21 protein-coding genes are annotated in these 24728 nt (G+C 73.5%); 11 read left to right on the forward strand and 10 right to left on the reverse strand.

The window, feature by feature from the left end:
* Positions 1-115: 115 nt before the first annotated feature.
* From ITJ48_RS00280 to ITJ48_RS00290, 3 genes are all read right to left on the reverse strand, one after another.
* A complete protein-coding gene (locus ITJ48_RS00280; RefSeq protein WP_370544699.1) occupies positions 116-1090 on the reverse strand; it encodes a hydroxyacid dehydrogenase in 975 nt (324 codons plus the stop codon).
* The gene (locus tag ITJ48_RS00285; RefSeq protein WP_194611974.1) at positions 1083-1733 is read right to left on the reverse strand and encodes an RraA family protein; all 651 of its coding nucleotides are present in this window, start codon (positions 1731-1733) and stop codon (positions 1083-1085) included. Before ITJ48_RS00285 ends, ITJ48_RS00280 begins: the two co-directional genes overlap by 8 nt.
* A 61-nt stretch (positions 1734-1794) precedes the next feature.
* Positions 1795-2619, reverse strand: a complete 825-nt coding sequence (locus ITJ48_RS00290; protein ID WP_194611975.1) for an IclR family transcriptional regulator — start codon at positions 2617-2619, stop codon at positions 1795-1797.
* Between the two features lie 140 nt (positions 2620-2759).
* Here ITJ48_RS00290 and ITJ48_RS00295 point away from each other — a divergent pair, with 140 nt between their 5' ends.
* The 5 genes from ITJ48_RS00295 (at position 2760) to ITJ48_RS00315 (ending at position 8131) form a co-directional block, all read left to right on the forward strand.
* Positions 2760-3761, forward strand: coding sequence for a Bug family tripartite tricarboxylate transporter substrate binding protein (locus ITJ48_RS00295; protein WP_370544700.1), 1002 nt, complete (start codon positions 2760-2762; stop codon positions 3759-3761).
* Positions 3758-4357 carry a tripartite tricarboxylate transporter TctB family protein gene (locus tag ITJ48_RS00300; RefSeq protein WP_370544701.1) on the forward strand — a complete coding sequence of 200 codons (600 nt, stop codon included), beginning with the start codon at positions 3758-3760 and terminating at the stop codon, positions 4355-4357. The genes ITJ48_RS00295 and ITJ48_RS00300 overlap by 4 nt, the downstream gene beginning before the upstream one ends.
* Entirely contained in the window at positions 4357-5913 is a 1557-nt protein-coding gene (locus ITJ48_RS00305; protein ID WP_194611977.1) for a tripartite tricarboxylate transporter permease, read from the forward strand. The genes ITJ48_RS00300 and ITJ48_RS00305 overlap by 1 nt, the downstream gene beginning before the upstream one ends.
* A gap of 74 nt (positions 5914-5987) precedes the next feature.
* Positions 5988-7175 carry a CaiB/BaiF CoA transferase family protein gene (locus ITJ48_RS00310; RefSeq protein ID WP_370544846.1) on the forward strand — a complete coding sequence of 396 codons (1188 nt, stop codon included), beginning with the start codon at positions 5988-5990 and terminating at the stop codon, positions 7173-7175.
* Positions 7172-8131 (forward strand): citryl-CoA lyase, encoded by a 960-nt coding sequence (locus ITJ48_RS00315; RefSeq protein WP_370544702.1) that lies wholly within the window; start codon positions 7172-7174, stop codon positions 8129-8131. Before ITJ48_RS00310 ends, ITJ48_RS00315 begins: the two co-directional genes overlap by 4 nt.
* A gap of 230 nt (positions 8132-8361) precedes the next feature.
* Here ITJ48_RS00315 and ITJ48_RS00320 read toward each other — a convergent pair whose 3' ends face one another.
* The 5 genes from ITJ48_RS00320 to ITJ48_RS00340 all read right to left on the reverse strand — a co-directional run bounded on the left by ITJ48_RS00320 (position 8362) and on the right by ITJ48_RS00340 (position 15848).
* On the reverse strand, positions 8362-11937 hold the full coding sequence (locus ITJ48_RS00320) for an ATP-binding protein (protein WP_194611979.1): 3576 nt from the start codon (positions 11935-11937) through the stop codon (positions 8362-8364).
* Positions 11934-12731, reverse strand: a complete 798-nt coding sequence (locus ITJ48_RS00325) for a DUF4194 domain-containing protein (RefSeq protein ID WP_194611980.1) — start codon at positions 12729-12731, stop codon at positions 11934-11936. The genes ITJ48_RS00320 and ITJ48_RS00325 overlap by 4 nt, the downstream gene beginning before the upstream one ends.
* Positions 12728-14323 (reverse strand): DUF3375 family protein, encoded by a 1596-nt coding sequence (locus ITJ48_RS00330; RefSeq protein ID WP_194611981.1) that lies wholly within the window; start codon positions 14321-14323, stop codon positions 12728-12730. The genes ITJ48_RS00325 and ITJ48_RS00330 overlap by 4 nt, the downstream gene beginning before the upstream one ends.
* A 69-nt stretch (positions 14324-14392) precedes the next feature.
* Positions 14393-15685 (reverse strand): glycoside hydrolase family 38 C-terminal domain-containing protein, encoded by a 1293-nt coding sequence (locus tag ITJ48_RS00335; RefSeq protein ID WP_370544703.1) that lies wholly within the window; start codon positions 15683-15685, stop codon positions 14393-14395.
* A gap of 22 nt (positions 15686-15707) precedes the next feature.
* A complete protein-coding gene (locus tag ITJ48_RS00340; RefSeq protein WP_194611982.1) occupies positions 15708-15848 on the reverse strand; it encodes a hypothetical protein in 141 nt (46 codons plus the stop codon).
* Positions 15849-16080: 232 nt separating this feature from the next.
* Between ITJ48_RS00340 and ITJ48_RS00345 the strand changes: the two genes are divergently transcribed.
* From ITJ48_RS00345 to ITJ48_RS00365, 5 genes are all read left to right on the forward strand, one after another.
* Positions 16081-19512: a TM0106 family RecB-like putative nuclease gene (locus ITJ48_RS00345; protein WP_370544704.1), complete on the forward strand. Its 3432-nt coding sequence runs from the start codon at positions 16081-16083 to the stop codon at positions 19510-19512.
* Between the two features lie 367 nt (positions 19513-19879).
* On the forward strand, positions 19880-20251 hold the full coding sequence (locus tag ITJ48_RS00350) for a hypothetical protein (protein ID WP_194611983.1): 372 nt from the start codon (positions 19880-19882) through the stop codon (positions 20249-20251).
* A complete protein-coding gene (locus tag ITJ48_RS00355; protein ID WP_194611984.1) occupies positions 20248-22128 on the forward strand; it encodes a hypothetical protein in 1881 nt (626 codons plus the stop codon). The genes ITJ48_RS00350 and ITJ48_RS00355 overlap by 4 nt, the downstream gene beginning before the upstream one ends.
* On the forward strand, positions 22125-22652 hold the full coding sequence (locus ITJ48_RS00360) for a hypothetical protein (RefSeq protein ID WP_194611985.1): 528 nt from the start codon (positions 22125-22127) through the stop codon (positions 22650-22652). The genes ITJ48_RS00355 and ITJ48_RS00360 overlap by 4 nt, the downstream gene beginning before the upstream one ends.
* Before the next feature lie 165 nt (positions 22653-22817).
* Positions 22818-23231, forward strand: coding sequence for a hypothetical protein (locus ITJ48_RS00365; RefSeq protein WP_194611986.1), 414 nt, complete (start codon positions 22818-22820; stop codon positions 23229-23231).
* 28 nt (positions 23232-23259) lie between these two features.
* Here the strand turns inward: ITJ48_RS00365 and ITJ48_RS00370 are convergent, their stop codons facing one another.
* Entirely contained in the window at positions 23260-23616 is a 357-nt protein-coding gene (locus ITJ48_RS00370) for a hypothetical protein (protein ID WP_194611987.1), read from the reverse strand.
* A 116-nt stretch (positions 23617-23732) separates the two neighbouring features.
* On the reverse strand, positions 23733-24089 hold the full coding sequence (locus ITJ48_RS00375; RefSeq protein ID WP_194611988.1) for a hypothetical protein: 357 nt from the start codon (positions 24087-24089) through the stop codon (positions 23733-23735).
* Positions 24090-24293: 204 nt separating this feature from the next.
* Between ITJ48_RS00375 and ITJ48_RS00380 the strand changes: the two genes are divergently transcribed.
* Positions 24294-24647 (forward strand): hypothetical protein, encoded by a 354-nt coding sequence (locus ITJ48_RS00380; protein WP_194611989.1) that lies wholly within the window; start codon positions 24294-24296, stop codon positions 24645-24647.
* The last annotated feature ends 81 nt before the right edge of the window (positions 24648-24728 follow it).

A 24728-nucleotide genomic window follows, 5' to 3' on the forward strand; every position in this document is an offset into this window, starting at 1 on the left:
TCGAGTGGTCAGGAAGTGCTCTTCGTGGGGCCGAGAACAGCAGTTCCTGACCACTCGATCGGTGAGCCGTCGGAGAACGCTCGGGAGGGGGCGGCGGGCAGCAGTTCCTGCCGGTTCAGCTGGGCGAGAGGAGCACACGCCGGAGGTGGGCGGCGGCCTCGTGGCCGACGCGGGACATCGCCTCGCGGGTCTGCCCGCCGACGTGCGGCGTGAGCACGACGTCGGGGCGGTGCCGCAGGGGGTGGTCGCCGGGCAGGGGCTCGACCGAGGTGACGTCGAGGCCGGCTCCCGCGAGGTGACCGGACTCCAGGGCGGCGACCAGCGCCTCCTCGTCGACGATGCCTCCGCGGGAGGTGTTGACCACGACCGCTCCCGCGGGGAGCAGCGCCAGCTCGCGGGCCGAGAGCAGACCGCGGGTCGCGTCGGTGAGGGGCACGTGGACGCTGAGGGCGTCGGAGGTGCGGAGCAGGTCGTCGAGACCGGCGGGCTCGGCTCCGGCCTCGCGGATCGCCTCGTCGTCGAGGTGCGGGTCGTGCGCGACGACGCGCATGCCGAGTCCGTCGCGGGCGATGCCGGCGACGAGCTGCGCGATGCGGCCGTAGCCGAGCAGGCCGAGGGTGGCTCCGGAGAGCTCGCGTCCGGTCATCGACGCCCGATCGGCAGGCGCGGTCCCACTCGACCCAGCACCAGCACCAAAACCGGCTGTCGCGAGCGCCGGGCCCAGCCCGCGGCGCGTGATCATCAGCAGCGCGACGGCGAGCTCCGCGACCGACCGGCTGTTGGCCGCGGGCGTCGTCGTGACCTCGATGCCGAACTCGGCAGCCGCGGCGACGTCGACGGTGTCGAGCCCGACCCCGTGCCGCGCCACGATCCGCAGCTGCGGGGCCTCGCGCATCATCGCCCCGTCGACGCGGGCGGTGCGGAGCAGGACGCCCTGCACCTCCGGAGCGACGTCAGCCCAGGAGGCGGCCGTCGCGCCCCAGCCGAGGCGCACGTCGGCCCACTCCGCCAGGGACTCCACGACCGCGTCGTCGATCGGCCGCGGCACCCACACGACGGGCCGGGCGGACTCGGCCGCGCTCTCAGCCACGCGGCACCAGCCGCCGGTTCGCCTCGCGCCGCTCGCCCTCGCCTCGCAGCAGCTCGTGCGTCGCCGCGACCACGTCCTCGACGCGACCCGCGGGCACGATCGCCACACCGTCGTCGTCGCCGACGACCCAGTCGCCCGGAGCCACGGCGACCCCGCCGACGGCCACGGTCTCGCCGAGCCGGTACGGGCCGGTCTTCCACGGCCCGGCAGGAGTCACGGCCCGGGCGAACACGGGGACTCCCACCCGCTCCAGCTCGACCACGTCGCGGGCGGCCGCGTCGAGCACGATGCCGCCGACCCCCAGCGCGAGCGCCTTCTCGGCGACGAGCTCGCCGATCAGCGCCCGCGTCTCGTCGCCGCCGCCGGAGACGACGAGGATCTCGCCCCTCCTGATCTGCTCGAACGCGGCGTGCAGGCCGGCGTTGTCGCCGGGGCGGGTCCAGACGGTGAAGGCGCGCCCCGACAGGGCTGCTCCGCGCCAGAGCGGACGGATGCCGTCGGCGACGCCGAAGCGCTCCATCGCGTCCGAGATCGTCGCGACGGGCAGCTCGCCCGCGGCGGGCCAGGCTTCGGGCCCGGTGTCGACGGGCCCGGGTGCGGGGGATCCGGCGGTCTCGGGCTGCTGCGGGTCGGGCTGGGGCATCGTCGCTCCTGTCGGTCGGGGTGGTGACCCGCGGCGACGTCGCCCGGGCCGGGGGCCTGGGTCAGTCGAGGGCGGGCGGCAGCCCGGTGCGGGCGATGTCCGAGGAGGCGGCCTGCAGCGCCCCGAGGAAAGCCGCGGTCGCCTCGTCGGTGAACCGGCTGGTCGGGCCGCCGAGCGCCAGCGCCACGGGCTGCGCTCCGTCGCGGCTCGGGACCGGGACCGCCATGCCGCTGTTGCCCGGCTCGCGGACGCCGTGCGACAGCGACCACCCGGCGGCCCGGGCCTGCTCGACGCGGGCGACAAGCGCCTCCTCGTCGACGTCCTCGGCAGCGGACCCGACATGCGGGCCGGCCCCGGATCCGGACGCGGCACTGGCACTCGACCCGGCGACCGCAGCGGCCAGCGCCGCCACCTCGGCGCCGAGCTCCTCCGGCGCGACCGAGCTCAGCAGCACCATGCCGGCGGCGCCCTTCCACAGCGGCAGCTCGTCGCCGACCTGGACGACGTGCCGCAGCGAGTGCGGGCTCGGCGACTGGGCGACGACGACGCGGGTCGTGCCGTTGCGCACGTAGAGGCTGACGGTCTCGCCCGTCTCGGCGGCCAGCTCGGCCATGCGTGCGGCGGTCGCCTCGGGCACGGTCCAGGCGGCGGCGGCGAAGGCGCCCCAGCGGATCAGCCGGGTGCCGACGGCCACGCGGCCGCCGGCGACGTGCTGCAGCATGCGCTCGGCGACGAGGGTCTCGACCAGGCGCAGCACGGTCGTCCGGGGCAGCCCGGACGCCGTGACGAGCTCGCCGACCGACAGGGAGGTGCGCTCGGGCGTGAACGCCTGCAGCACGTCGAGGGCGCGGCTGACGGCGCGGACCCCGCTCGCTTCCGTGACCATCGCCGACCTCTCGTCCCGACCCGCGCCTCCGGACCGTCCTGTGCGGTCCGCCTTGCACGATGTCTCGACGCGAAGCTACCATCAGGCGGACACAGACATCCACCTAGTGGATGCCCGTCCGACGTCACAAGGGAGTGAACGTGGCCAGACCGAACGACAAGACGCGGCGCCGCCTGCTCGGGGGAGTCGGCGTCGCCGTCACCGCCGCGCTCGTCGGCTTCGCCGCCGTGGACGCCGGGGACGGCACCGCGGGAGCCGATCCGAGAGCCAAGCTGACGGTGATGGCCCCGGCCGCGCCCGGCGGAGGCTGGGACCTCGCGGCCCGGGAGGCGCAGCAGGCGCTGCGGGCCGCCTCCATCGTGAACAACGTCCAGGTGGTCAACGTGCCCGGCGCGGGCGGCACCATCGGCCTGACCCAGTTCGCCGACTTCGACCCCGACCCGACGAACCTCATGATGACCGGCACGGTCATGGAGGGCGCGATCACGGTGCAGGGGTCGGCCGTGGACCTCGAGGACACGACGCCGATCGCCAAGCTCGCCGAGGACTACGAGGTCTTCATCGTGCCCGAGGACTCGCCCTACGAGACCATCGACGACTTCGTCGAGGCCTGGCAGGAGGCGCCCTCCAGCCACGCGATCGGCGGCGGCGGGCTGGGCGGCACCGACCACCTGCTCGCGGGGCTGTTCGCCCGCGAGGTCGGCGTCGACCCCGGCGAGATCAACTACGTCTCGTACCCGGGCGGCGGCGAGGTGCTCACCGCGCTGCTGTCGGGCACGGTCGAGATCGGCGTGAGCGGCTACAACGAGTTCAGCGACCAGATCGAGGCCGGCAACCTGCGCGCCCTCGCCCTCTCGGCCGAGGAGCCCGTCGACGGGATCGACGCCCCCACCTTCATCGAGCAGGGGATCGACGTGAACCTGCCCAACTGGCGCGGCATCGTCGCCCCGGCCGGCATCACGACCGCCGAGCGGGACGAGCTCGTCGCGATCATCGACGAGATGGTCGCGTCCGACGAGTGGCAGGACACCCTGCGCCGCAACTCGTGGGAGCCGGCGGTGGTGACCGGCGACGACTTCGTCGAGTTCATCGCCGAGGACCAGGCCCGTGTCGACGCGATCATCGAGGAGCTGGGCCTGTGAGCGGCGTCATCCGGACCGTCTCGGTCACCCGCCGCGCCGTGGTCGTCGCCGACGGCTTCTGGCGCCGCCGCACCGGGCTCATCGTCCCGGCGCTCATGCTCGTCATCGGGCTCGGCCTCGTGGTCGGCACGGTGACGATGGAGGTGCCCGCCAACACGGCCTCGCCCGGCCCGCAGGTCTTCCCCTCGCTGATCGCCGCGCTGGTGATCGTGCTCGCCCTGCTGCTCGCGATCGACGTGCTCCGCAAGCCGGAGTCGGAGAGCGTCGAGGTCGCGCAGCCCGCGGCGCCCGGCCAGCCCGACGACGACCTCGTGCTCGACGAGGAGGGGGAGCCGCAGGCGCTCCGCCCGACGAGCAACCACCGCGCGCTGCTCGGCGCGTTGCTCACCGTCGTCGTGTTCATCGCGGCGCTCACCCCGCTCGGCTGGCTGCTCTCGGGCGCCCTGCTGTTCTGGGGCGTCGCCCGGGCGCTGGGCAGCCAGCGACCGCTGTTCGACATCCCCCTGTCGCTCGCGATCTCCTCGATCGTGCAGCTCGCCTTCTCGGCCGGTCTCGGCCTCAACCTGCCTCCGGGCGTCCTGGGAGGGATCCTCTGATGGAGTCGCTCGCGAACCTCGGCGACGGCTTCGTCACCGTCCTCACGCCGATCAACATGCTCTGGGTGCTCATCGGCGCCCTGCTCGGGACCGCGGTGGGCGTGCTGCCCGGCCTCGGCTCCGCGATGGCCGTCGCGCTCCTCCTGCCGGTCACCTTCTCGCTCGACCCGATCGGCGCCTTCATCATGTTCGCCGGGGTGCTCTTCGGCGGCCTGTTCGGCGACTCGATCTCGGGCATCCTGATGAACACCCCGGGCAACAGCACGGCCATCGCCGGCACGATCGAGGGCCACAAGATGGCCACGAGCGGGCGGGCCGCCCAGGCGCTCGCCACGTCGGCGATCGGCGCCTTCATCGGCGGCATCATCGCGTCGATCCTCGTGGTGTTCTTCGCGCCGCGGCTCGCCGAGCTGGCCACCCTGTTCGGGCCGGCCGAGTACCTCGCGCTGGCAGTGTTCGCCTTCGTGGCGATCTCGGCGGTCGTGACCGAGTCGGTCGTCCGGGGCCTCGGCGCCCTCGCGATCGGCCTGGCGATCTCGGTCGTCGGCATCGACGGCATCTCGGGCGCCTCGCGCTTCACGGCCGGCGTGCCCGAGCTGTTCGACGGCATCGACATCGTCGTCATCACGGTCGGCCTGCTCGCCCTCGGCGAGGTGTTCAGCGTCGCCGCCCGCCGCGGCTCCCGCGACGAGACCCAGCTGCTGCGCTCGACCGGTCGCCTCTGGCTGTCGCGGCGCGAGCTGCGGCTCGCCGCGCCCGCCTGGCTGCGCGGCACGGCGATCGGCATCCCCTTCGGGATCATCCCGGTCGGCGGGGCCGAGGTGCCGACGTTCCTCGCCTACGGCACGGAGAAGCGCCTCGACGCACGTCGCAAGTCGCCGATGTTCGGCCGCGGCGCGATCCAGGGCGTCGCCGGACCGGAGGCGGCCGGCAACGCGACCGCCGGCACCGCGATGGGCGCGCTGCTGGCGCTCGGCCTCCCCACGTCGGCCACCGCGGCGATCCTGCTGGCCGCGTTCCGCCAGTACGGCCTGCAGCCGGGACCGCTGCTGTTCGACCGCGCGCCGGACCTCGTCTGGGCCCTGCTCGCGAGCTTCTTCGTCGGCATGGTCGTGCTGCTCATCCTCAACCTGCCGTTCGCGCCGCTCTGGGCGAAGCTGCTCAAGGTGCCGCGGCACTACCTCTACGCGGGCATCACCGTCTTCGCGATGCTCGGCGTCTACGCGACGAGCAGCAAGATCCTCGACCTGGCGCTCGTCACCGTGATCGGGCTGATCGGGTTCCTCATGCGCCGCTACGGCCTGCCGGTCGCGCCGATGCTGATCGCGATCATCCTCGGCCCGCTCGCCGAGACGGAGTTCCGCCGGGCGCTGCTCGTCAGCGAGGGCGACCCGTCGATCCTCGTGTCGAGCGGGATCACGGTGACGCTGTACGTGGTTCTGGTGATCGCCGTCGCGGGGGCCGCGTTCACGAAGATCCGTGCACGTCGCCGGGCTGCGCGCGGCAGTGCCGCCTCCGGTGACGCGCTCGACGCCCGAGAGAAGGAGAACGCGTGACCGACGCCCCACCTGCAGGAGCTGGAGCCGCGGCTGGGCCTGGCTCGTCTGCCGGCCCTCGCCCGCTCGAGGGGATCCGCGTCCTCGACATGACGAACGTGCTGGCCGGGCCGTACGCGGCCTACCAGCTGGCGTTGCTCGGAGCCGACGTGATCAAGGTGGAGACGCCGAGGGGCGGCGACCTGGCCCGCCAGCTCGGCGCGTCTGCAGAGCTGAACGGGCGCCTCCTCGGCATCTCGTTCCTCGCGCAGAACGCCCAGAAGCGCTCGTTGACGGTCGACCTCAAGACCGAAGGAGGCGCGGAGGTGCTCCGCAGGGCGGTCGCGGAGTCGGACGTGCTGCTCGAGAACTTCCGGCCCGGGGTGCTCGAGCGGCTCGGCTTCGGCTGGGACGCGCTCCGCGCGATCAACCCGCGGCTCGTCTACGCCGCGATCTCGGGCTTCGGGCAGACCGGGCCGCTGCGCTCGAAGCCGGCCTACGACCAGATCATCCAGGGCAGCTCGGGGATGATGAGCGTCACCGGCACCCCCGACACCGCGCCGCTGCGGGCCGGCTACCCGATCGCGGACACGCTCGGCGGGCTCGCCGCCGCCTTCGCCATCTCGTCGGCCCTGCTCGGGCGGGAACGGACCGGAGTCGGCTCGGTCATCGACGTGTCCATGCTCGAGACGGCCGCGACCGCGATGGGCTGGGTCGTCTCGAACCACCTCGTCGCGGGCACCGAGCCGCGTCCGCTCGGCAACGACAACGGCACGGCCGCCCCGTCGGGGACCTTCGCGACGGGCGACGGCGCCCTCAACATCGCCGCCAACAAGCAGGAGCAGTTCGAGCTGCTCTGCGGCGTCGTCGGCCGCCCCGACCTCGTCGCCGACCCTCGGTTCGCCGAGCGGGAGGCGCGCAAGACGCACCGAGCGGCGCTCACCGTGGCGCTCGAGGCGGCTCTCGCCTCGCGGTCCGCGGCCTCGTGGGAGGAAGCGCTGAGCGACGCGGGCGTGCCGGCCGCCGCCGTGCTCACGGTCGCCGAGATGCTCGACAGCCCGCAGGTGCGCGACCGGGAGCTGGTGCACTCGCTGCCGTTCCCCGGGGGAGCCGACGGCGACGACCCGCTGCGCGTCATGGGGCACGGGATCCGCATCGACGGGGTGCCGGGCAGGCCCACCGTGTCGCCGCCCCTGCTCGGGGAGCACACGGACGAGGTGCTGGCCGAGCTCGGGTACGACGCGGCCGAGATCCGGGCGCTGCACGAGGGTGGTGCGGTGTGAGCGCGGGGGGTGCGGGTGCCGCTGCTGCTGCTGCTGCTGCTGGTGCTGGTGCTGGTGCTGGTGCTGCCGCTGGTTCGCTCGAGGAGCAGCTGGCCGCCGCCCAGGCCGAGAACGCTCGGCTCGAGGCGCGTCTCGCGTCGACGACGGCATGGTGGTCGACCGCCATCACGAGGATCGAGCCCGGCGTCATCGAGCTGCGCGGCTACCCCGTGCAGCAGCTGATCGGGAACGTCGACTTCATCAGCACGGTGTGGTTGATGACCCGCGGCGAACTGCCGTCGCCGGAGCAGGCCGCTCTTCTCGAGGCCGCCCTCGTCGCGAGCGTCGACCACGGACCGCAGGCGCCGTCGATCGCGAGCGCGCGGATGGCGGCGACCTCGGGCGTCGGCCTCAACTCGGCCATCGCGAACGGGGTCAACGTGCTGGGCGACACCCACGGAGGCGCGGGTCAGCAGTGCGTCGCGCTGCTGAACGAGATGGTCGCGGCGCACGAGGGTGCGGGTGGATCCGGCGGGGCTGACGGGCTGGGTGCGGCGCGTCCTCTGGACGAGCTCGCCGCCTCCCTCGTGGCCTCGTACAAGGCGCGGGGCGCATTCGTGCCGGGCTTCGGCCACCGGTGGCACCCGCGCGATCCGCGTCGCGACCCGCTGCTGACGCTCATCGAGCGGGCACGCGACGACGGCGTCGTGGCGGGCAGGCACCTCGCGGCTGCCCTGGCGATCGAGGACGAGCTGGCGGCCAAGGACGTCCCGATGAACATCGACGGCGTCTCGGCCGTCGTCTACGGCGAGCTCGGCATCGAGCCCGAGCTCGCGCGCGGCCTCTTCGTGCTGTCGCGGTCGGTCGGCATCCTCGCGCACGCCTGGGAGGAGTCGCAGTCCGGCCAGCGGATCAAGGGCCCGCTGCCGAAGGGGTTCCTCGTCGACTACACGGGCCCGCCCACCCGCGACGTCTGACGACGGCGCCCCGCGCGCGATTCGACCTTCGCCCCCCGAGACGATCGAGTTGCCCCGGATCGTCGCCTCGTGCCCTGCGAGGCAACAGTTCGGGGCAAGTCGCTTAGGGCGTCCGCGCGTGAGGCGTCCACGAGGTGTGCGCTGCCGAGTGGTCGGAAACGGTCCTTCCCATGACGGGGGAGGACCGTTCCTGACCACTCGGCCGCGTCTGGGGGCGGAGGCGGGCCGGGCTAGCCGAGCAGGGCAGGGTCGAGGCCGTGGCGCTCGACCTCCATCGCCTCGCGGATCGTGAGCGGCCAGATGCGCGAGAGCTCGGGGCGGGTCGGGTCGCTCGAGATGTAGGCCACGCTCTCGACGTGCTGCTCGAAGGCGGCGACCTTGTCGCGCGGGGCTCCCACGACGAGCTGGAACCCGAGCGAGCGCAGGGCCGACAGGGCGCGGCCGGTGTACTCCGTGTCTGCCTTGACGAAGCCCTCGTCGAGCACGATCGGCGCGTAGGTCGGCACCCGGTCGGTGCCGTCGCCGAGCCGGAACCGCAGGGCGGCGCCGAGCACGAACGCGATCAGCTCCTGGCCCTCGCCGCCCGACTTGCCGGCCACGCCCTCGTGCACGATCTGGGTGCCGTCGGCCCGCGTCTCGATGGCCCGGAACTGGAAGTGCTCCCGCGCGTCGAGCACCCGGCGGCGCCACGCGTCGCCGACCTTAGAGCGCTCCTCGAGGTGGGCGAGGTCGCGCCGGAGGCGGAGGAACCGTCGCTCGACCTCGGCCGGTTCCCGAGACGGGGCGGCTGCACCCGTCGCGCCCGCGCCTCCTGCGACCGTCCCCGAGCCGGATCCCGACGACGTGCCGGCCGCAGGGACCGACCCGCGCGCGTCGCCCAGGTGCTCGCGCAGCGTGCGCCGGAAGTCGGCCAGGTCGCTGTTCGACACGGGACGCGGCTCGATGTCGAGCGTCGACCCTTCACGGAACTCGATCGCCCGCAGCGCCTCCGAGATGGGGCGGACGCCGCGTCGGATGACGTGGCCGTCCTCCTCGATCTGCACGAGCAGCGCACGGAGGCTGTCTCCCATGTCGCTGCCGGCCTTCTCGAGCCAGCTCTCCTTGGCGTGCGGCAGGTCGTCGTCGACGAGCCCGCGGTGGATCGCGAGCACGGCGGGCAGGCTGTCGATCGTCGCGTCGATCCCGGCGTTGCGGTCGAGCTCGAGGTAGCGCGCGAAGACGAGCTCGAGGGTCAGCTCGTGCTGGCCCCGCTCGCGGTCGTGCGCGTCGATCTGCGACCGCAGCTGGGCGGCGGCGTCGCGACGCGAGCGCTCGACGTCGGCTGCCTCGCGCGGCGCGGTGAACGGCAGCGTGCTGAGCAGGGCGCGCTCGTGGTCGTCGAGTGGGTCGGCGCCGTGCAGGGCGTCGCTGAACGCGTCCTCGATGTCGACCAGGGTCGCGTGCGTCTGCTCGAGCTGGTCGAGCACCTGCTGCACCTCGGCCCCGCGGCGCACCGCCTCGAGCCGGGCCTCGTCGTGCTCGGCCGCGGCGGCCTGCAGCGTCGCCACCTCGGGTCGCTCGAGGGCGACCCGCTCGAGCTGGCCGCGCAGGTCGTCGAGGCGGGCACGGGCCGGTGCGGCGTCGACGTCCGACCAGCTCGTCTCGACGGCGCGCTCGATGGTCTCGACGACGCGGCGGCGGGCGCCCGCGACGGTCTCGGCGGCGTCCCACTCGGCACGGGCGGCATCGAGCGAACGGGTCAGCTCGTCGATCTCGTCGCCCAGCTCGGCGACCCGGGCGGCGTTGTCGAGGCCGATCCACGAGCGGATCCGACGGTCGTCCTTCGTGACGCGACGACCGCCTCCGGTGCGGAGGCCTGCCCGAGTCACGGCCCCGCGTGCGCCGTCGGGCAGCGGTGCGTCGAGGTCGTCGGCGCCCTCGACGCAGAGCACGCTGCGCTCGGCGACGAGCTCGTCGTGCAGCCAGCCGCGGAACGGGCTCGCCTCGTCGAGCACGAGCATCGACGGCACCGTGCGGGCGATCGGCGTGAGGCGCGGCGTGAGGCCCGGGGGCGCGGGCACGAGGGTGACGCGGCCGCGCATGTCCTCGGCGTCGACGAACCGGCGGACGGCCGCGAAGTCGTCCGAGTCGACGAGGAGGTGCGTCGCCAGCTCGCCGAGGACCCGCTCGACGGCGGTGCTCCAGTCGCGGTGCTCGGGGGCGACCTCCATCAGCTCGCCCGCGTAGGGCAGGCGGGAGACGGGGACGCCCGTCCCGTCGGCGATGCGGCGGCGACGCTCGACGGCCTCGTCGGGCACGTTGCTGCGGCGTCGCTCGAACGACTCCTTCTGGCGCTGGCGCTCGCCCACGGCACGACGCGTCTCGGCGATCCGGGCGGCGAGCTCGCCGCGCAGCTCGTCGTGCTCGCGGCGGGCGGACTTCTCCTCGGCGGCGAGCGAGGACGCGCGACCGCGCAGGGCCTCGAGCTCGTCGGCCGAGGTCGGCACGGCCTCGCCGACGCCCTCGAGCGGCGCGGCGAAGCGCCGGTGCTGCGCCTCGACGCGGGCGAGCGCGTCCTCGGCCCAGCGCACCTGCTCGCGGAGGGAGTGCGAGGGGTCGCCGCCGAGGTCGGCGATCTGCGCGAGGGCCTGCTCGCGGGCACGGAGCGCGACCTCCTCGTCGTCGGCCGCGCGCCTCCTCGTCTCGGTCGCCTCGCGCTTCGCGAGCTGGACGCGGTCGACCTCGCCGCCCACCCAGTCGCCGACCTTGCCGGCCAGCCAGACGCGGAGGCGGCTCGGCTCGGCGCCGGGCTCGTCGCCCTCGGCCAGCAGCCGGCGCTTGGCCGTCGCGTCGTCGCCCGCGGCCTGCCACTGCTCGGCGAGGGCAGGCACGGGCTCGAGCACCTCGAGCTTCTTGCGGGTCGTCTCGAAGACGTCGTAGAGCTGCGAGGCCTCGCGGTAGGTCGCGAGCGTCGTCTCCCAGCGGCTCAGGGCCTTGGGCTGCGTCAGCACGAACTGCGTGAAGAGCTCGTCGATCGAGAAGACGCCCTTCGACGCCTGGGCACGACGCAGCAGCGTCAGCGCCTTGAGCTGCGACTCGTCGCTGCCGCCGATGCCGAGCACGCCGCAGAGCCGGACGCGCAGCTCGGGCTGCGAGTAGGTCACGAGGTCGTGCGCGGGGTCGACGAGGCGGCTGAGCGAGCTCTTCGTCAGCGGGGAGGTGCTGGTGGGGTCGCGGCGGGCCTCGGTGAGGCGGCTGAGGTCGAAGCGGCCGCGGACGAGCAGGTAGACGGTCGATTGGGTGACCTCGTCCTGGCTCGACGTCTCGGGACCGATCCAGGCGAGGCGGACGGCGGTGAGGGTCTCGCCGAGCTCGGTGCTCCAGGTGATCGCCGAGCCGCTCGCGAAGGCCTCGCCGAGCGGGCGGAGGAACCGCGTCGTCGTCTGGTCGGAGGCGGCGTCGCGCACCTCGTCGGTCTTGCCGCGGGCGTAGCTGTAGACGGTGCGCTCGGAGCGCTGGCGGGAGTCGTCGCGGGCCGCGCGGTTGAACTCCTGCGGGTTCGGCATGATGACGGCGCTCATCGCGTCGAGCACGGTCGACTTGCCGCGGCCGGTCGGGCCGAGGATCGCGATGCCGCCGCGCCCGACGGGCATGCGGTGCAGGCCGGCGTAGCTGCCCCAGTTGAGCAGCTGCACGAGCTCGATGCGGTATTGGCCCGAGTGGAACATGCCGAGGTCGGGAGCGTCGTCGGGGGCGACGTCGACGTCGAGCGCGGGGGTCTCGGGTGCGGTGTCGGTCGTCTCGTCGGCGGGGGAGGCGGGGGTCATGCCGGGTCTGCTTCCGTGTCGCGGGGGAGGTCGAGGTCGAGCGCGACCGCCGTGGGGTCGGGGAGGTGCTGGGCGTCTTCCTCGTCCTGGTCCAGCTCGGCCTCGTCGAGGTCGTCACCGACCTCGACGTCGGGACCCGCGCCTCCTGCAGCGTCGAGGTACACCTGCTCGAGGTGCGCCAGCTGCTCAGGCCTGACCAGGGGGACGATCGCGGGCGAGACGGTGAAGAGCTGCGGGTCGTCGGGCTCGGGCTCGAGCAGGTCGCGCGACACCATGGCGGCGATCGCGGCGTCGACGCGGCGGTCGGCCCGCACCTCGTCGCGGCCCGTGTCGTCGTGGAACCGCCCGAGGAACTCGGCGACCTGGTCACGCGAGACGACGACGGCCTCGTCGTCGCCGTCGGTGTACGCGTGCTCGCGCCGCAGGAACACGAGCAGGAACGACGCGTCGCGCGACAGCGGCTTCTCGCGGCGCAGCAGCACGGGGGCGTCGTCGCCGCCCGACTGCCGCTTGAACGCGACCTCGTGGCCGTGGTCGACCTCGAGGTCGAGGAACAGCTCGGACAGGCGGGCGCGGATGTCGGCCTCGTGCGCCAGGAGGCCGGCCCACGCCTCCTTCTGCCTCGCCCGCGAGACGAAGCGGTGGGTCAGCAGGGTGACGAGCGCGCGACGGCCGGCGAGGGGGAGCGTGCCGGGGGCGGCGAGGACGTCGGCGGCACCGGTGGCATCGCCGGCAACGGCGTCCGGTGCGGCGTCCTCGACCTCGGGCGTCGTGTCGACGGGGGCATCGGTCATGAGGGGTCTCCCTGGAGGTGCAGCGGGGAAGCATCGTCGGCTGAGGCGGCGCCCGCCGACGCAGCGGAGGACGGCGCCGTGAAGACGAGGCGCGGCAGCACGACCTCGCGGCCCGTGCCTCCCTCGTCGGCGGTGAGCACGACGGACTCGCGGTCGTCGGTGACGAGGCCCCGGTCGACGGCGAGGTCGAGCATGCTGAGCACGAGGCCGAGGCGGCGGAACTCGGGCTCGGTGGCGAGCCACACGTCGGTGCTCGACACCTCGGCACGCTCGGCGAGGAGCCGGTCGAGCGTGCCCGCGACGGCGGCGGGGCTCGTGCCGGCGGTGAGGCGCAGCGCCACCCGGTCGGCCTCGGGCAGGGCGAGGTCGCCCTCGGTGACCTGCACGTCGACGGTGGGCCGGCCGCGCTCGCTCCAGAGCTGCAGCTGGGTGAGGTCGACGGCGTCGAGCGGGCCGAGTCCGAGCACGTCGGCGGGCAGCACGGCGGCTCCCGGGAGCTGCTCGGCCCAGGCGGCACCCGCGTCGAGGGCACGGTCGGCGAGGGTGAGCAGCCGCTGGTGCCGGTCGGCGCCCGAGCGGCTGAGGAACCGGCGGAGCGACGACGTCCAGCGGCCGTACGTCTCCTGCACGGCCTGCTCCTCGGCGAGCAGCGACGAGATGAGCTGCTCGAGCTGGGCGCGCTGGCGCTCGCCGATCTGGGAGGCGGCGTCCGGCTGGGCGAGGACCGTCTCGATGTCGGCACGCATCTGGTCGATCTCGCTCGACGACAGCATCTGGGCGAAGCCGCGGTAGGCCCGCCCCTCGGGCGTCTGCTCGAGCAGGTCGTTCTCGCGGAGGTACTGGTCGACGAGCGCGCCCTTGCCGAGGTCCTCGCTCGCGGCACCGCGGGCGACCTCGCGGTGCCGCTGCTCGACCATCGCGCTCAGCTGACGGAAGTCGGCGGGCAGGGACGCCGTCAGCCGGACGACCTCGTGCAGCTGACGGCTCAGCGCGTCGAGGGGGACCGGCTCGGTGCCGTGCTGCTCGATCCGGTCGCGGCGGATCTGCAGGTCGGCCAGCTGCGCGTCGATGCGGCCCAGCTGCGACTCGACGCTCGGGTCGGCGAGCCCGGCCAGCTGCCGGACGGCGTTCGCGATGCTGCCGAGGCGCGCCTCGCTGACGGCGTTGTCCGCCTCGACGAGCTCGCGCACGATGCGCAGCGCCCGCAGCGCGTGCGGCGACAGCCGGTACGCAGGCCGGGCATCGTCCGACGAGGAGGCGCGGGTGCGGACGAGCCACCGGGCGTCGACCCAGCTGCGGCAGTAGTCGGCCGGGGTGGCCCGCGTCTCGGGTGCGGGGCCGTCCGGGGCCGGCGCGGGCGGCGCCTCCTCGGCGCCGTTCTCCTCGGCGGCGTTCTCGGCCAGCGCCTCGGCGACGGCCTGGTGGAACCAGTCGGCCGACACGGGGCCCTCGGCTCGCTCGAGGTGCTGCGAGAACAGGGGGAGGACCCAGCGGCTGTTCGAGCTGCGGAGCAGGGCCCAGGTGGGGTCGGCGGCATGGACCCCGCGCACGTCGGCGCGACTCAGGGCGTCGTGCCCCGACGGTTCTTCCACGGGCTCGTCCCTCCCTGATCGTCGACGGACGAGGATACCGCGGGCGCGAGCCCCCTCCCGACCCGCTCGTCAGCCTGCTCGCCGCGGCGCCCGGAACCGCAGGGTGACCAGCTCGAACGGCCGCAGCTCCAGCTCGACCCGACGCACGTCGGAGGCGCGGACGGCGGTGCTCTCGACGGTCCGCTCGAGCAGGTCGGTCGTGTCGACCGAGTCCCAGTCGACCGTGGTCGTCAGGCTCGCCGACGACCGGTCGCCGTGTCCCTCGTACAGCCGCACCACGAGGTCGCCGCTGCCGTCCTCGGCCAGCTTGACCGCCTCCACCACGACCGCCGGGTCGGAGACCGAGAGCAGCGGCTCCACGGGGGTGCCGCGCAGCGGGCGGGGCGGCAGGCTCTGCCGGTAGCCGTCGACGACGGCCTCGGCGATCCCGCCCGGACGGAGGCTGACCGTGAAGGAGTGCCTGCCCTGGTCGGCGCCGGGATCGGGGTAGAGGGGAGCGCGGAGCAGCGACAGGCGGGCGGTGACCATCGGCCGGCCGGACGGCGCCGTGGTCGTGCGCAGGTCGTGCCCGTAGACGACGTCGTGCGCGATGGCGACCCCCCAGGAGGGCTCGCCGACGTGCACCCAGCGGTGCGCGACGGTCTCGAAGCGAGCGGCGTCCCACGACGTGTTGCGGTGCACGGGACGGTGCAGGTGCCCGAACTGGATCTCGAAGGCGGCCCGTTCGGCGCGCACGTCGACGGGGAAGGCCAGCTTCAGCGGCTTCTGCGACTCGTGCCAGTCGATGTCGAACGCGAGGTCGACGCGGCCCTCGACCAGCCGCACGCGGATCTCCGCCGTCGACGCCCCGAACTCGTGCCGCACGACGACGGCGTCGCCGTCGGGGACCACCGAGACGGGGTCGAGGAGCTCGCGGCCGGAGCGCTGGTCCTCCTCGTTGATGTCCCAGGCGTCCCACTCGCGCGGCGTGTCGCGCAGCAGCTGGAGGACGCCGCCCGCCGTGCCCTCCGGCAGCACCTCGCGCCCGGTGGCGCGCTCGACCACGGAGACGAGGACGCCCCGACGGTCGAAGGCCACCCGGAGCAGGCCGTCGTCGAGCACCAGCAGGTCGCCCTCGGCGGACGGCTCGGCGGCTCGCGGGGCCGCCGCCGCGCCGATGCCGAGGCCGGCGACGCCGTGCTGCGCGTACGGGCCGGCGTTGGCGACGAGCGCCGTGTCCCCCGAGCCGACGAGAGCCGCCGTGGCCGTGTCGACGATCTCCTCGAGCGAGGTCGCGACGCCGGCGTAGGTCGCCTCCGCCTCCTGGTGGACCCAGGCGATCGACGTGCCGGGCAGGATGTCGTGGAACTGCAGCGTGCTCACGATGGACTGAGCCGGCCCCTCCTCAGGCGTGTCCGACCTGCCACGCGACGTCGAGGGTCGACGTCACGCCAGGCGCCAGGGTCGTCAGCGGACCGAGCACCTCGAGCTCGACGAGGTGGGCGGAGGGGTGCAGGCCCTCTCCCAGCAGTTCTGAGCAGTGCACGGGCTGACGCCCGTCGCGTACCGGGCCCAGCGCAAGGGCTGAGGCACCGGGTCGGGCTGCCGACGGGCGTGCGGACCGGCGTCCCGACCGGCCTGCCGCCGAGCCTGCCGCCGGGCCTGCTGCCGGGTCGTGTCGGAGGCGGCCGCTACGGTGTCGAGCACGCCCCGCTACGCTCGTCGCCCGGCCGGACCTGCTCGAGGAGGCCCCCATCTACATCGCCGATGACACCGTAGTGACGAGCCCCACCGACCTCACGACCTGGGCCGCGTGCGAGTGGGCGTTCCTCCGCCGGCTCGACGCGAAGCTGGGACGGATCGACGCGGTGGTCGACGAGGTCGACGCGATGCTCGACCGCACGGCTCGGCTCGGCGACGACCACGAGGTGCGGTTCCTCGAGCAGCTGCGCGCGACGCACGACGTCGTCGAGTTCGAGCGGCCGTCCCGCGACGAGTACCCCGCGGCGGCGCGGGCGGCGGCCGACGTGATGCGGGCCGGTGCCGACGTGCTCTACCAGGCGACGTTCTTCGACGGGTCGTTCATCGGGTTCAGCGACTTCCTGGTGCGGAACGACGCCGGTGAGTACGAGGTGTACGACACCAAGCTGGCCCGGCACGCGAAGATCCCCGCGCTGCTGCAGCTCGCCGCCTACGCCGAGCAGATCGAGGCGCTCGGCATCCCGGTGGGGGCGCAGGTGCACCTCGTGCTCGGCGACGGGTCGCGGTCGACCCACGACCTGGCCGACATCTCGCCCGTGTTCCGGGCCCAGCAGGCGCAGCTCCGGGCCGTGGTCGCCGAGCGGGTGCGCGCGACCGAGCCCCTGGCCTGGGGCGCCCCGGGCGTCACCGCGTGCGGCCGTTGCTCGCAGTGCTCCGCGCAGGTCGAGCGGCACCGCGACCTCGTGCTGGTCGCCGGGCTGACGCTCTCGCAGCGCTCCCGGCTGAACGACGCCGGCGTGCACAGCATCGACGAGCTGGCGGTCAGCACCGGCGGCGTGCCGGGAGTGGGCGGCGCGGCCCTCGCGCGCCTCCGGGGCCAAGCGCAGCTGCAGCTGGCGAGCGAGCACGGCCGACCCGAGGTCCGGCTCGTCGATGCCGGTGCACTCGCGGCGATCCCCGCGCCCGACCCCGGCGACGTCTTCTTCGACTTCGAGGGCGACCCGCTCTACACCGAGGGCGACAGCAGCGTGTGGGGCCTCGACTACCTCTTCGGCCTCGTCGACCAGGAGGCGCGGTTCACCGCGTTCTGGGCGCACGACCTCCGAGAAGAACGGCGTGCGCTCGTCGCGTTCCTCGCCTACCTGCGCGAGCGACGGGCGGCGCACCCGGGCATGCACGTCTACCACTACGCCTCCTACGAGCGGACCCACCTGCTGTCGCTGGCCGCCCGGCACGGCGTCGGCGAGGAAGAGGTCGACGACCTCCTGCGCGACGGCGTGCTCGTCGACCTCTACCCGATCGTGCGCAAGGCGCTGCTGGTCGGCTCGCGCAGCTACTCGATCAAGAAGCTCGAGCCGCTCTACATGGGGGCCGACCTGCGCGACGACGAGGGCGTCGTGAACGCCGCGGACAGCATCACGGCCTACGTCGAGGCGATCACGGCCCTCCGGGCGGGCGACCCGTCCGGTCAGGCCCGCCTCGACCAGGTCGCCGACTACAACGAGTACGACTGCCGGTCGACCCTGCGGCTGCGCGACTGGCTGCTCGGCTTCGCCGCCACCACCGACGTCGAGGCCTCGGACGACCTGCTGCCGCTCGTCGACGACGAGCGCGTCAAGGCCGAGCCCGATCCCGTCTTCGTCGAGCTCACCGCCCTGATGGCCGACGTCGACCCGCTCGACCGCGACGCCGACCAGACGGCGCTCGCGCTCGCGGCGGCGGCGATCGACTACCACCGGCGCGAGGCCAAGACGTTCTGGCAAGAGCACTTCGACCGCCTGCGCGGCCCGGTCGACGAGTGGGGCGACACCCGTGACGTGTTCGTCGTCGAGCGTGCCGAGGTGGTCCGCGACTGGGAGAAGCTGCCGCGGGCCCGCACCCTCTCGCGCGACCTGCGCCTCGTCGGCTCGCTCGGGCCGGGCAGCCGTCTCAGCGCGGGCGGTCCGTCGCCGCACCTCGTCTACGACGCCCCGCTGCCGCCCACCGTCCGGGCGGCCGGGCCCGGCCTCCGCGGGGCGACCGCCCGCGCGACGGTGCTCGACGTCGACGCGGACGGAGACAGCGTCGCCCTGCTCGTCAAGGAGTCGCTGGCGAGCGGCGGAGAGCCGCACCACCAGTTCCCGCTCGCGCTGACGCCCGCCGCACCGCCGCGGGCGGCCCCGCAGCCCGAGGCCATCTCGGAGTGGGGGCGCGCCCTGCTCGATGAGCTGCCGGCGATGCGACCGGACCCGGCGCTCGACCTGCTGCGCCGGGTCCCGCCGCGCGGGGGAGTCGTGCCCGTCGTCGGCGACGACACCGTGGCGGCCGTGACCCGGACGCTCCTCGACCTCGACCGCTCGTTCCTCGCCGTGCAGGGCCCTCCCGGCACGGGCAAGACCTACGTCGGCTCGACCGTCGTCGCCCGCCTCGTGAGCGAGCACGGCTGGCGCGTGGGGGTCGTCGGGCAGTCGCACGCGGTCGTCGAGAACTTCCTCGACGCGGTCGTCGCCAAGGGCGTCGACCCGTCGCGCGTCGTCAAGGTGCCCAAGAAGGGCACCGATGCCGAGACGCTGGAGGCGGCGGCCTGGACCCCGGTCAAGGACGGCGCCGCGGTGGCCGGCTTCCTCGCCGGGGCGGGCGAGACGGGCGGCGTCGTCGGCGGCACGGCGTGGACCTTCGCGAACGGCGACACGATCTCCCGCCGGTCGCTCGACCTGCTCGTGGTCGACGAGGCCGGACAGTTCTCGCTGGCCCCGACCATCGCCTCCTCGGTGGCGGCCCAGCGCCTCCTGCTGCTCGGCGATCCGCAGCAGCTGCCCCAGGTCAGCCAGGGCTCGCACCCCGAGCCCGTCGACACGTCGGCGCTCGGCTGGGTGGCCGACGGGCACGACGTGCTGCCTGCCGAGCTCGGGTACTTCCTGTCGCGCACGTATCGGATGCACCCCGCGGTCACGGCACCGGTGTCGCGGCTCTCGTACGCGGGGCAGCTCGAGTCGCGCGCTCCGTCCCGGCTGCTCGAGGGAGTCGAGCCGGGGCTGCACGTCGCGCCGGTCGTGCACGCGGGCGACACGACGTCGTCGGTCGACGAGGCCGAGCGGGTCGTCGACCTGGTCCGGGACGTCGTCGGCCGCCGCTGGACCGACGAGCACGGCAGCCGCTCGCTGACCGACGACGACGTGATCGTCGTCGCGCCCTACAACGCGCAGGGCGCGGTGATCCGCGAGCTGCTCGACCGCGCGGGCTACGCCGGCACGACCGTGGGGACGGTCGACCTGTTCCAGGGCCGGGAGGCCGTCGTCGCGATCGTCTCGCTCGCCGCGTCCTCGGCAGCCGACATCCCGCGCGGGCTCGACTTCCTGCTGATGCCCAACCGGCTCAACGTGGCGATCTCGCGCGCGAAGTGGGCGGCGTGGCTCGTGCACTCGCCGGCGCTGGCGTCGTCTATGCCGACCTCGATCGCCGGTCTCGGGCTGCTGTCGCGGTTCATCGAGCTCGTCGAGGGCGGCCAGCCGGGCCAGCAGCCGGCCTAGGCGACCCGAAGACGACAAAGCAACGTGGAACATCGCGTCGTCTTGTCGCTCTCACGTCGTCTTTCGCCTCGCGGCGGCGGCTCGGGCGTGCTGCGCGGCGACGAGGACGGCCTCGACGGTCGCCGTTGCGACGTCGACGGGGTCATGCTCTGAGACACGCACCATTCGCCAGCCCGCCAGGGTCAGTTCGGCGTCGTGCCGAGGCGGGCCGGCCGAGGGCGAGACCTCGCGGGCCTGTTCTGGGGAACACTGGTGAGCGAGGGGAGCCGGGGAGGGCGCACGCACGCGCACGACGAAGGGGGACGGGGGCGGCGACGAATCCTCACGGAACGGTCGTTCGGGCCCCTCCTTCCGCTAGCGTGGCGCCATGAGGTACTCGATCGACGTGGGGGGCATCTCCGACGTGACCCGGGCGGTCGCGCGGGAGATGGACGACGCATCGGCGGCGATCGTGGCTGCCCTGGCAGCCGCGGACGTCGCCCTGTCGGCGGTGAGCAGCGAGGGGGGACTGGCGGGGGCCCTGTCCGCCGCAGTCGACCCGAGACGGTCGACGGGACCGAACGCGGTCGCGCGTGCAGGAGCCCTGACCGCCGTCGCACAGGCCAACGCGCTCTCGTACGTGCAGACCGACGAGGTGATGGCCACGACGACGGAGGCTGCCTCGGGGCAGGCGTCGGCCGCAGAACAGGCGGCCACGGCCCGGTACACCGGTCGCTTCGGCGGAGGGATCCCGCGATGACGGCGCTCATCACGCTGGCCTCCCTGCCCGAGATCACCATCGACGTCGCGTCGCTCTCCTCCGGGGCGAGCGACCTCTCATCGAAGGCCGCACTCGTCCAGCCCGCCACCGACCAGGCTTCGACGTCCTGGCGGGGCCTGCTGACGAGCTACGACACCCCTGAGTCGCCCGCGCTCGTCGGCAAGATGACCGTCGTCGGGACGGCCGGCGCCGACTTCACCGAGGCCCTGGCCTCCGTCGCGAGCACCCTGACGACGTGCGCGGACGCCCTGGCGGGTGCCGAGGCGAGGCTCGAGGCGCTGCGGGCGGACATCACGTCGTTCCGATCGTCCGTCGCCACGTTCCGGGCCGATCAGGCCGAGCTGCTCGAGGTGGACTCCGACCAGACGGGAGACGTCTGGGGTCCGGGGCAGTTCGAGCACAACGCCGGCCTCGTCGCCGAGAGGGAGGCGGTGCGGCAGCTCATCGAGTCGGCGATCGACGAGGCTCGGGGCGACCTCGCGTCCGTGGCCGAGCCCGTGGGCGTGTCGTCCCTCACCGGCGTGGCCGACGCCTCGGCGACGAGCACCTCGTGGTCGCAGGCACAGGAGCACTTCGACGCCGAGCTGTCGTCCGCCCTCCTCGCCCGGCTCGCGCAGGACGACCCGGACGCCGTCTCACGACTGCTGGCTCAGCACCCCGAGTGGGTCGACCAGCTGCGGGAGCACCCGCCCGAACCGACGGACGTCCGCGCGTGGTGGGACGGTCTCGGCGGTGGTGTCGGTGATGACACGGTGGGGTGGTCCGCGACCCAGTCGGCCCTGCTGCTCGGAGCGCCGGTCGTCATGGGCGCCCTGGGAGGCGTGCCGCCCCTGGCCCGCGTCGAGGCGAACCGGCACACTGCTGAGGCCAGGCTCGCCGTCGTCGAGTCCGAGCTCGACGAGCTCCGCGAGCGCCTCGGGCCCGTCGACGGTTCGGGCTACACGACCTCCTACGGATACCAGCCCGGGCAGGTGGAGAAGCAGATCGAGGCCGACATCGCCCGGCTGGAGAAGGAGAAGGCGTACCTCGACCGAGCGACGACCAGGTTGCCCGATGGCACCTACGAAGTGCAGCTGATGCTCTACGACCGCGATCGCTCGCGTCTCGTCGAGATGGTCGGCACACCGGGACCGGACACGAAGTCCACGATCACCTACAGTCCCGGGACGGGCACCACGATGGAGTCCTTCTACGGGAACGGGGTCCAGGACGTGAGCCGATGGCTGGTCGACCAGGACTCGTCCAGAGTCGCCTTCGTCTGGAAGGACGGCTATTTCCCCGGCGGCAGCCCCGGTGACACTGTGCCGGGTGGGATCTGGGAAGCCAACCAGACCGACTACGCCCTGCGGTCGGGCGCGGACCTGGCCGCCTTCCAGGACGAGGTGCGGTCGGATCCGGTCCTGGCCCAGAGCTACGAGGTCGGCATCGGCCACTCATGGGGCCTGGCTGCAGTCACTGGTTCGGAGGCGAAGGGGGCTCGATACGACCAGGTGGAGTCCCTCGCGGGGGCTTACATGCCTCCCGGTTGGACCGCACAGCCCGACACGACGTACAGTCACCAGAGCTACACGGACTTCCTGTCCGTGGCTCAGGATCTGGACGTGGTCGGTGGTGGGAACAACCCGGACGTCAGCGACGACTTCGATTCCACGATCTACTCCCGAGATGGCGATTGGACGCTGGTGTTGCCTACGGGATCGCAGTACCCCGGCACACTGCCGACGTCGGGCGCAGATCTCGACGTGACGACGCTCTCGGGCTTGGTCGACAACCACAACCTCGTCGCGACCAGCCAGACCGACAACCTGAGTGTGCTGCAACAGATCGACGGGCGCCTCGCGAGGGGCACACGATGAAGCCCCCCTCGGTCGCCGGTCTGCCGAGGACGATGACGACGATCTCGTGCAGCCTCATGGTCGTCATGGCTCTCGTGGTCGCCGGCTGCACCCGTTCTGAGGAGATGACCGTGGACCGTGAGATGACGCTGACCCAGGCGAAGGCCGAGACCCAGCAGCTGGAATTGTCCATCGTCGATGCGTTCGAGCCTGTGGGAGTCGTCGCCGTCGACCAGAAGCCGGACGGCGTGCTGCTGAACTGCGGAGACGAGCGCTACCAATGGACGGGTCGCATCATTCTCACGCTGGGTCAGGAGCTGAGCGTGCAGGATGTCGCCTCGACCGTCACGAGCGCGTTCAGTGAACGAGAAGGTTTCTCGACCGAGGTCCGAGACATGCAGACCGGTGGGCCAACTGCTGTGGTGTCCGGTCCCGACGGGCTGTCCTTCGTCGGGGGGACGGACGCCGATTCGCTGGTCCGCGTCGTGTCCGCGTCGCGGTGCTTCACCTTGTCCGAGGACGAGAGTCCCTTCAGCACGTACTGAGCGATCGCGTTCTCGGGGGCTGACGAGCGAGTGAGGTACATCTGCACCGTGATCTCCTGCGGGTCGTCACGCCGAACCGCCCGCCGCGCTCGCCTGGCTGCCCTCGCCGCAGTCCTCATGCTCTGCACGACGCTCACCGCCTGCACCGCCGGAGGAGACGCCGACATGGACGAGGAGGCGCTCACCGTCGACCAGGCCAAGTCCGAGACCCAGACACTCGGGAGCGGTGTCGCCGACGCGTCGGGCGCCGGCGAGGTCGTCTCGTCGGAGCAGGCGCCGGACGGCGTCCTGCTCTCGTGCTCCGACACGACCTGGCAGTGGACGGGACGGACGACGTTCCAGCTCGACGGGAGCAGGGACCGCCGTGCCGTCCTCGAAGCCGTCGGGGCGGACTTCGCCGACATGGACGGCTTCACCGCGGGGCTCCGGGACGGGTCGACGACCCTCATGCTGGTCGCCTCGGGCCCCGACGGACTGTCGTTCGTCGCGGACGTGGACGACGCCGACGTCCTCACCGTGTCGTCCGCGTCACGGTGCTTCGAGCTGAGGGACGGCGAGTCGTCGTTCGACACCTTCTAGCGCGCCCGTAGCCCTCACGACCAGGGCGTCAGGGGCCGCCGAGCAGGACGCCGACCAGCCAGACGGCCGGCAGCACGACGACGACGACGGCGACGTCGACGACGAGCAGGGCGACGTCGACGGCCTCGTGCTCCGCCGGCTCGCTCGAGGGGAGCACCGTCGTCACCGCCGCGACGGCTCCGACCGCCCCCGCCGTCGGGACCGTCACCACCAGCGCCGTCGCGGCGGCGATCGGCCCCGGCCCGGACCACGGCACGCTCACGAGCAGGATCGCCGCAGTGACGCCCACGAGGCCGCCGAGCACGGCGACGACACGGGCGACGCGCACACGGCGACGCCTCGCCGGAGACGGCGTCGGCGACGGCGGGAGCGACGGGGAGTCCATGCCGCGCAACGATACAGACCGGTCGGATCATCCGACACCGGGCCGCACGAGTCTCAGCCCCGAGGCGGAGCTGCCCGGCCAGAGCGCCGTCGAGGCGCCGGGCCGAGTCGCGAGCCTCAGTCCTGCGGCTTGGGCGCCACCACGAAGAACAGCACCCCGGAGACGACCGCCGTCAGCACCGCGACCACCAGCAGCGGCGACGACACCCCCGACACGAACGAGGCGCCGCCCGACGCCGACATCACCAGTCGGCCGATGAGCAGCGCCGCGGTCGCGAGACCGGAGCCGAGCAGGCCGACGCGAGCCAGGTCGTGCAGGCGACGGGCGTCGTCCGCCGTGGCGCGCCTCCTCTGCCTCGGCACGAAGAGCACGACGGCCAGCACGGCCACGGACAGCGGCACCACGGCTCCGAGCGTCAGAGCGAGCTGGACGATGCCGAACAGGGCGGGCACGCCCTCGGGCTGGGTGTTCACGGCGGTCCTCACGGGATCGGGGCGGAGCAGGCAGGGGCGACGAAGGTCGCACGACCATCTTGCCTTGTCGCCGCCGTCACCAGCAGACCGGAGTCCCGAGGAGACCCGAGGAGGCGCGGGTCGCGCTCCTGGGCTCGCTCACGGCTGGACGGCAGACGTCGCCCAGACGACGTCGCTAGGGTCGCTGCGACGAGAGGGGGTCGTGTGTTCGACGCCACCGGCCTCATGGGCCTGCTGCTGATGATCGTGGGAGTCCTGCTCCTCGCGGTCGCGCTGCCGCTCATCGGGTCGTTCCTGCTCGACGGGCTGATCCAGATCGTGCGCGGGGACGGCCTCCGCGTCTTCGGGCTCGCCGCCGTGCTGTCGCTCGTCACGGCCCTCATCGGGGTCGCACTGCTCGTCGGCGCCCGGCAGGTCACCGACGACATGGTGTCGCTCGGCATGCTCGAGAGCGGGCTCAGCGGGCTCCTGTCGGTGCTCGTGCCCGCGATGGTCGTGCTCGCCGTGATCCAGTTCGTGCGGCGCCAGGTGCGCGCACGTCGCCAGCGCGCCGCGTAGCTCCCCACGCGATCCGTGCGCGTGCCGCGCCTCCGGTGCTGGCGCCGCGCCTCCCGCGCTCTTCGACGAAGGGGAATTCGC

The organism is Frigoribacterium sp. VKM Ac-2530, from assembly GCF_015350835.1.
Classification (GTDB): domain Bacteria; phylum Actinomycetota; class Actinomycetes; order Actinomycetales; family Microbacteriaceae; genus Frigoribacterium.

Bases quoted from the DNA above. Each gene is read 5' to 3' on its own strand.
- ITJ48_RS00305 (WP_194611977.1), top strand. From the start codon at position 4,357: ATGGAGTCGCTCGCGAACCTCGGCGACGGCTTCGTCACCGTCCTCACG.
- ITJ48_RS00290 (WP_194611975.1), bottom strand. From the start codon at position 2,619: ATGGTCACGGAAGCGAGCGGGGTCCGCGCCGTCAGCCGCGCCCTCGAC.
- ITJ48_RS00360 (WP_194611985.1), top strand. From the start codon at position 22,125: ATGAAGCCCCCCTCGGTCGCCGGTCTGCCGAGGACGATGACGACGATC.
- ITJ48_RS00355 (WP_194611984.1), top strand. From the start codon at position 20,248: ATGACGGCGCTCATCACGCTGGCCTCCCTGCCCGAGATCACCATCGAC.
- ITJ48_RS00320 (WP_194611979.1), bottom strand. From the start codon at position 11,937: ATGACCCCCGCCTCCCCCGCCGACGAGACGACCGACACCGCACCCGAG.
- ITJ48_RS00285 (WP_194611974.1), bottom strand. From the start codon at position 1,733: ATGCCCCAGCCCGACCCGCAGCAGCCCGAGACCGCCGGATCCCCCGCA.
- ITJ48_RS00370 (WP_194611987.1), bottom strand. From the start codon at position 23,616: ATGGACTCCCCGTCGCTCCCGCCGTCGCCGACGCCGTCTCCGGCGAGG.
- ITJ48_RS00350 (WP_194611983.1), top strand. From the start codon at position 19,880: ATGAGGTACTCGATCGACGTGGGGGGCATCTCCGACGTGACCCGGGCG.
- ITJ48_RS00365 (WP_194611986.1), top strand. From the start codon at position 22,818: ATGGACGAGGAGGCGCTCACCGTCGACCAGGCCAAGTCCGAGACCCAG.
- ITJ48_RS00325 (WP_194611980.1), bottom strand. From the start codon at position 12,731: ATGACCGATGCCCCCGTCGACACGACGCCCGAGGTCGAGGACGCCGCA.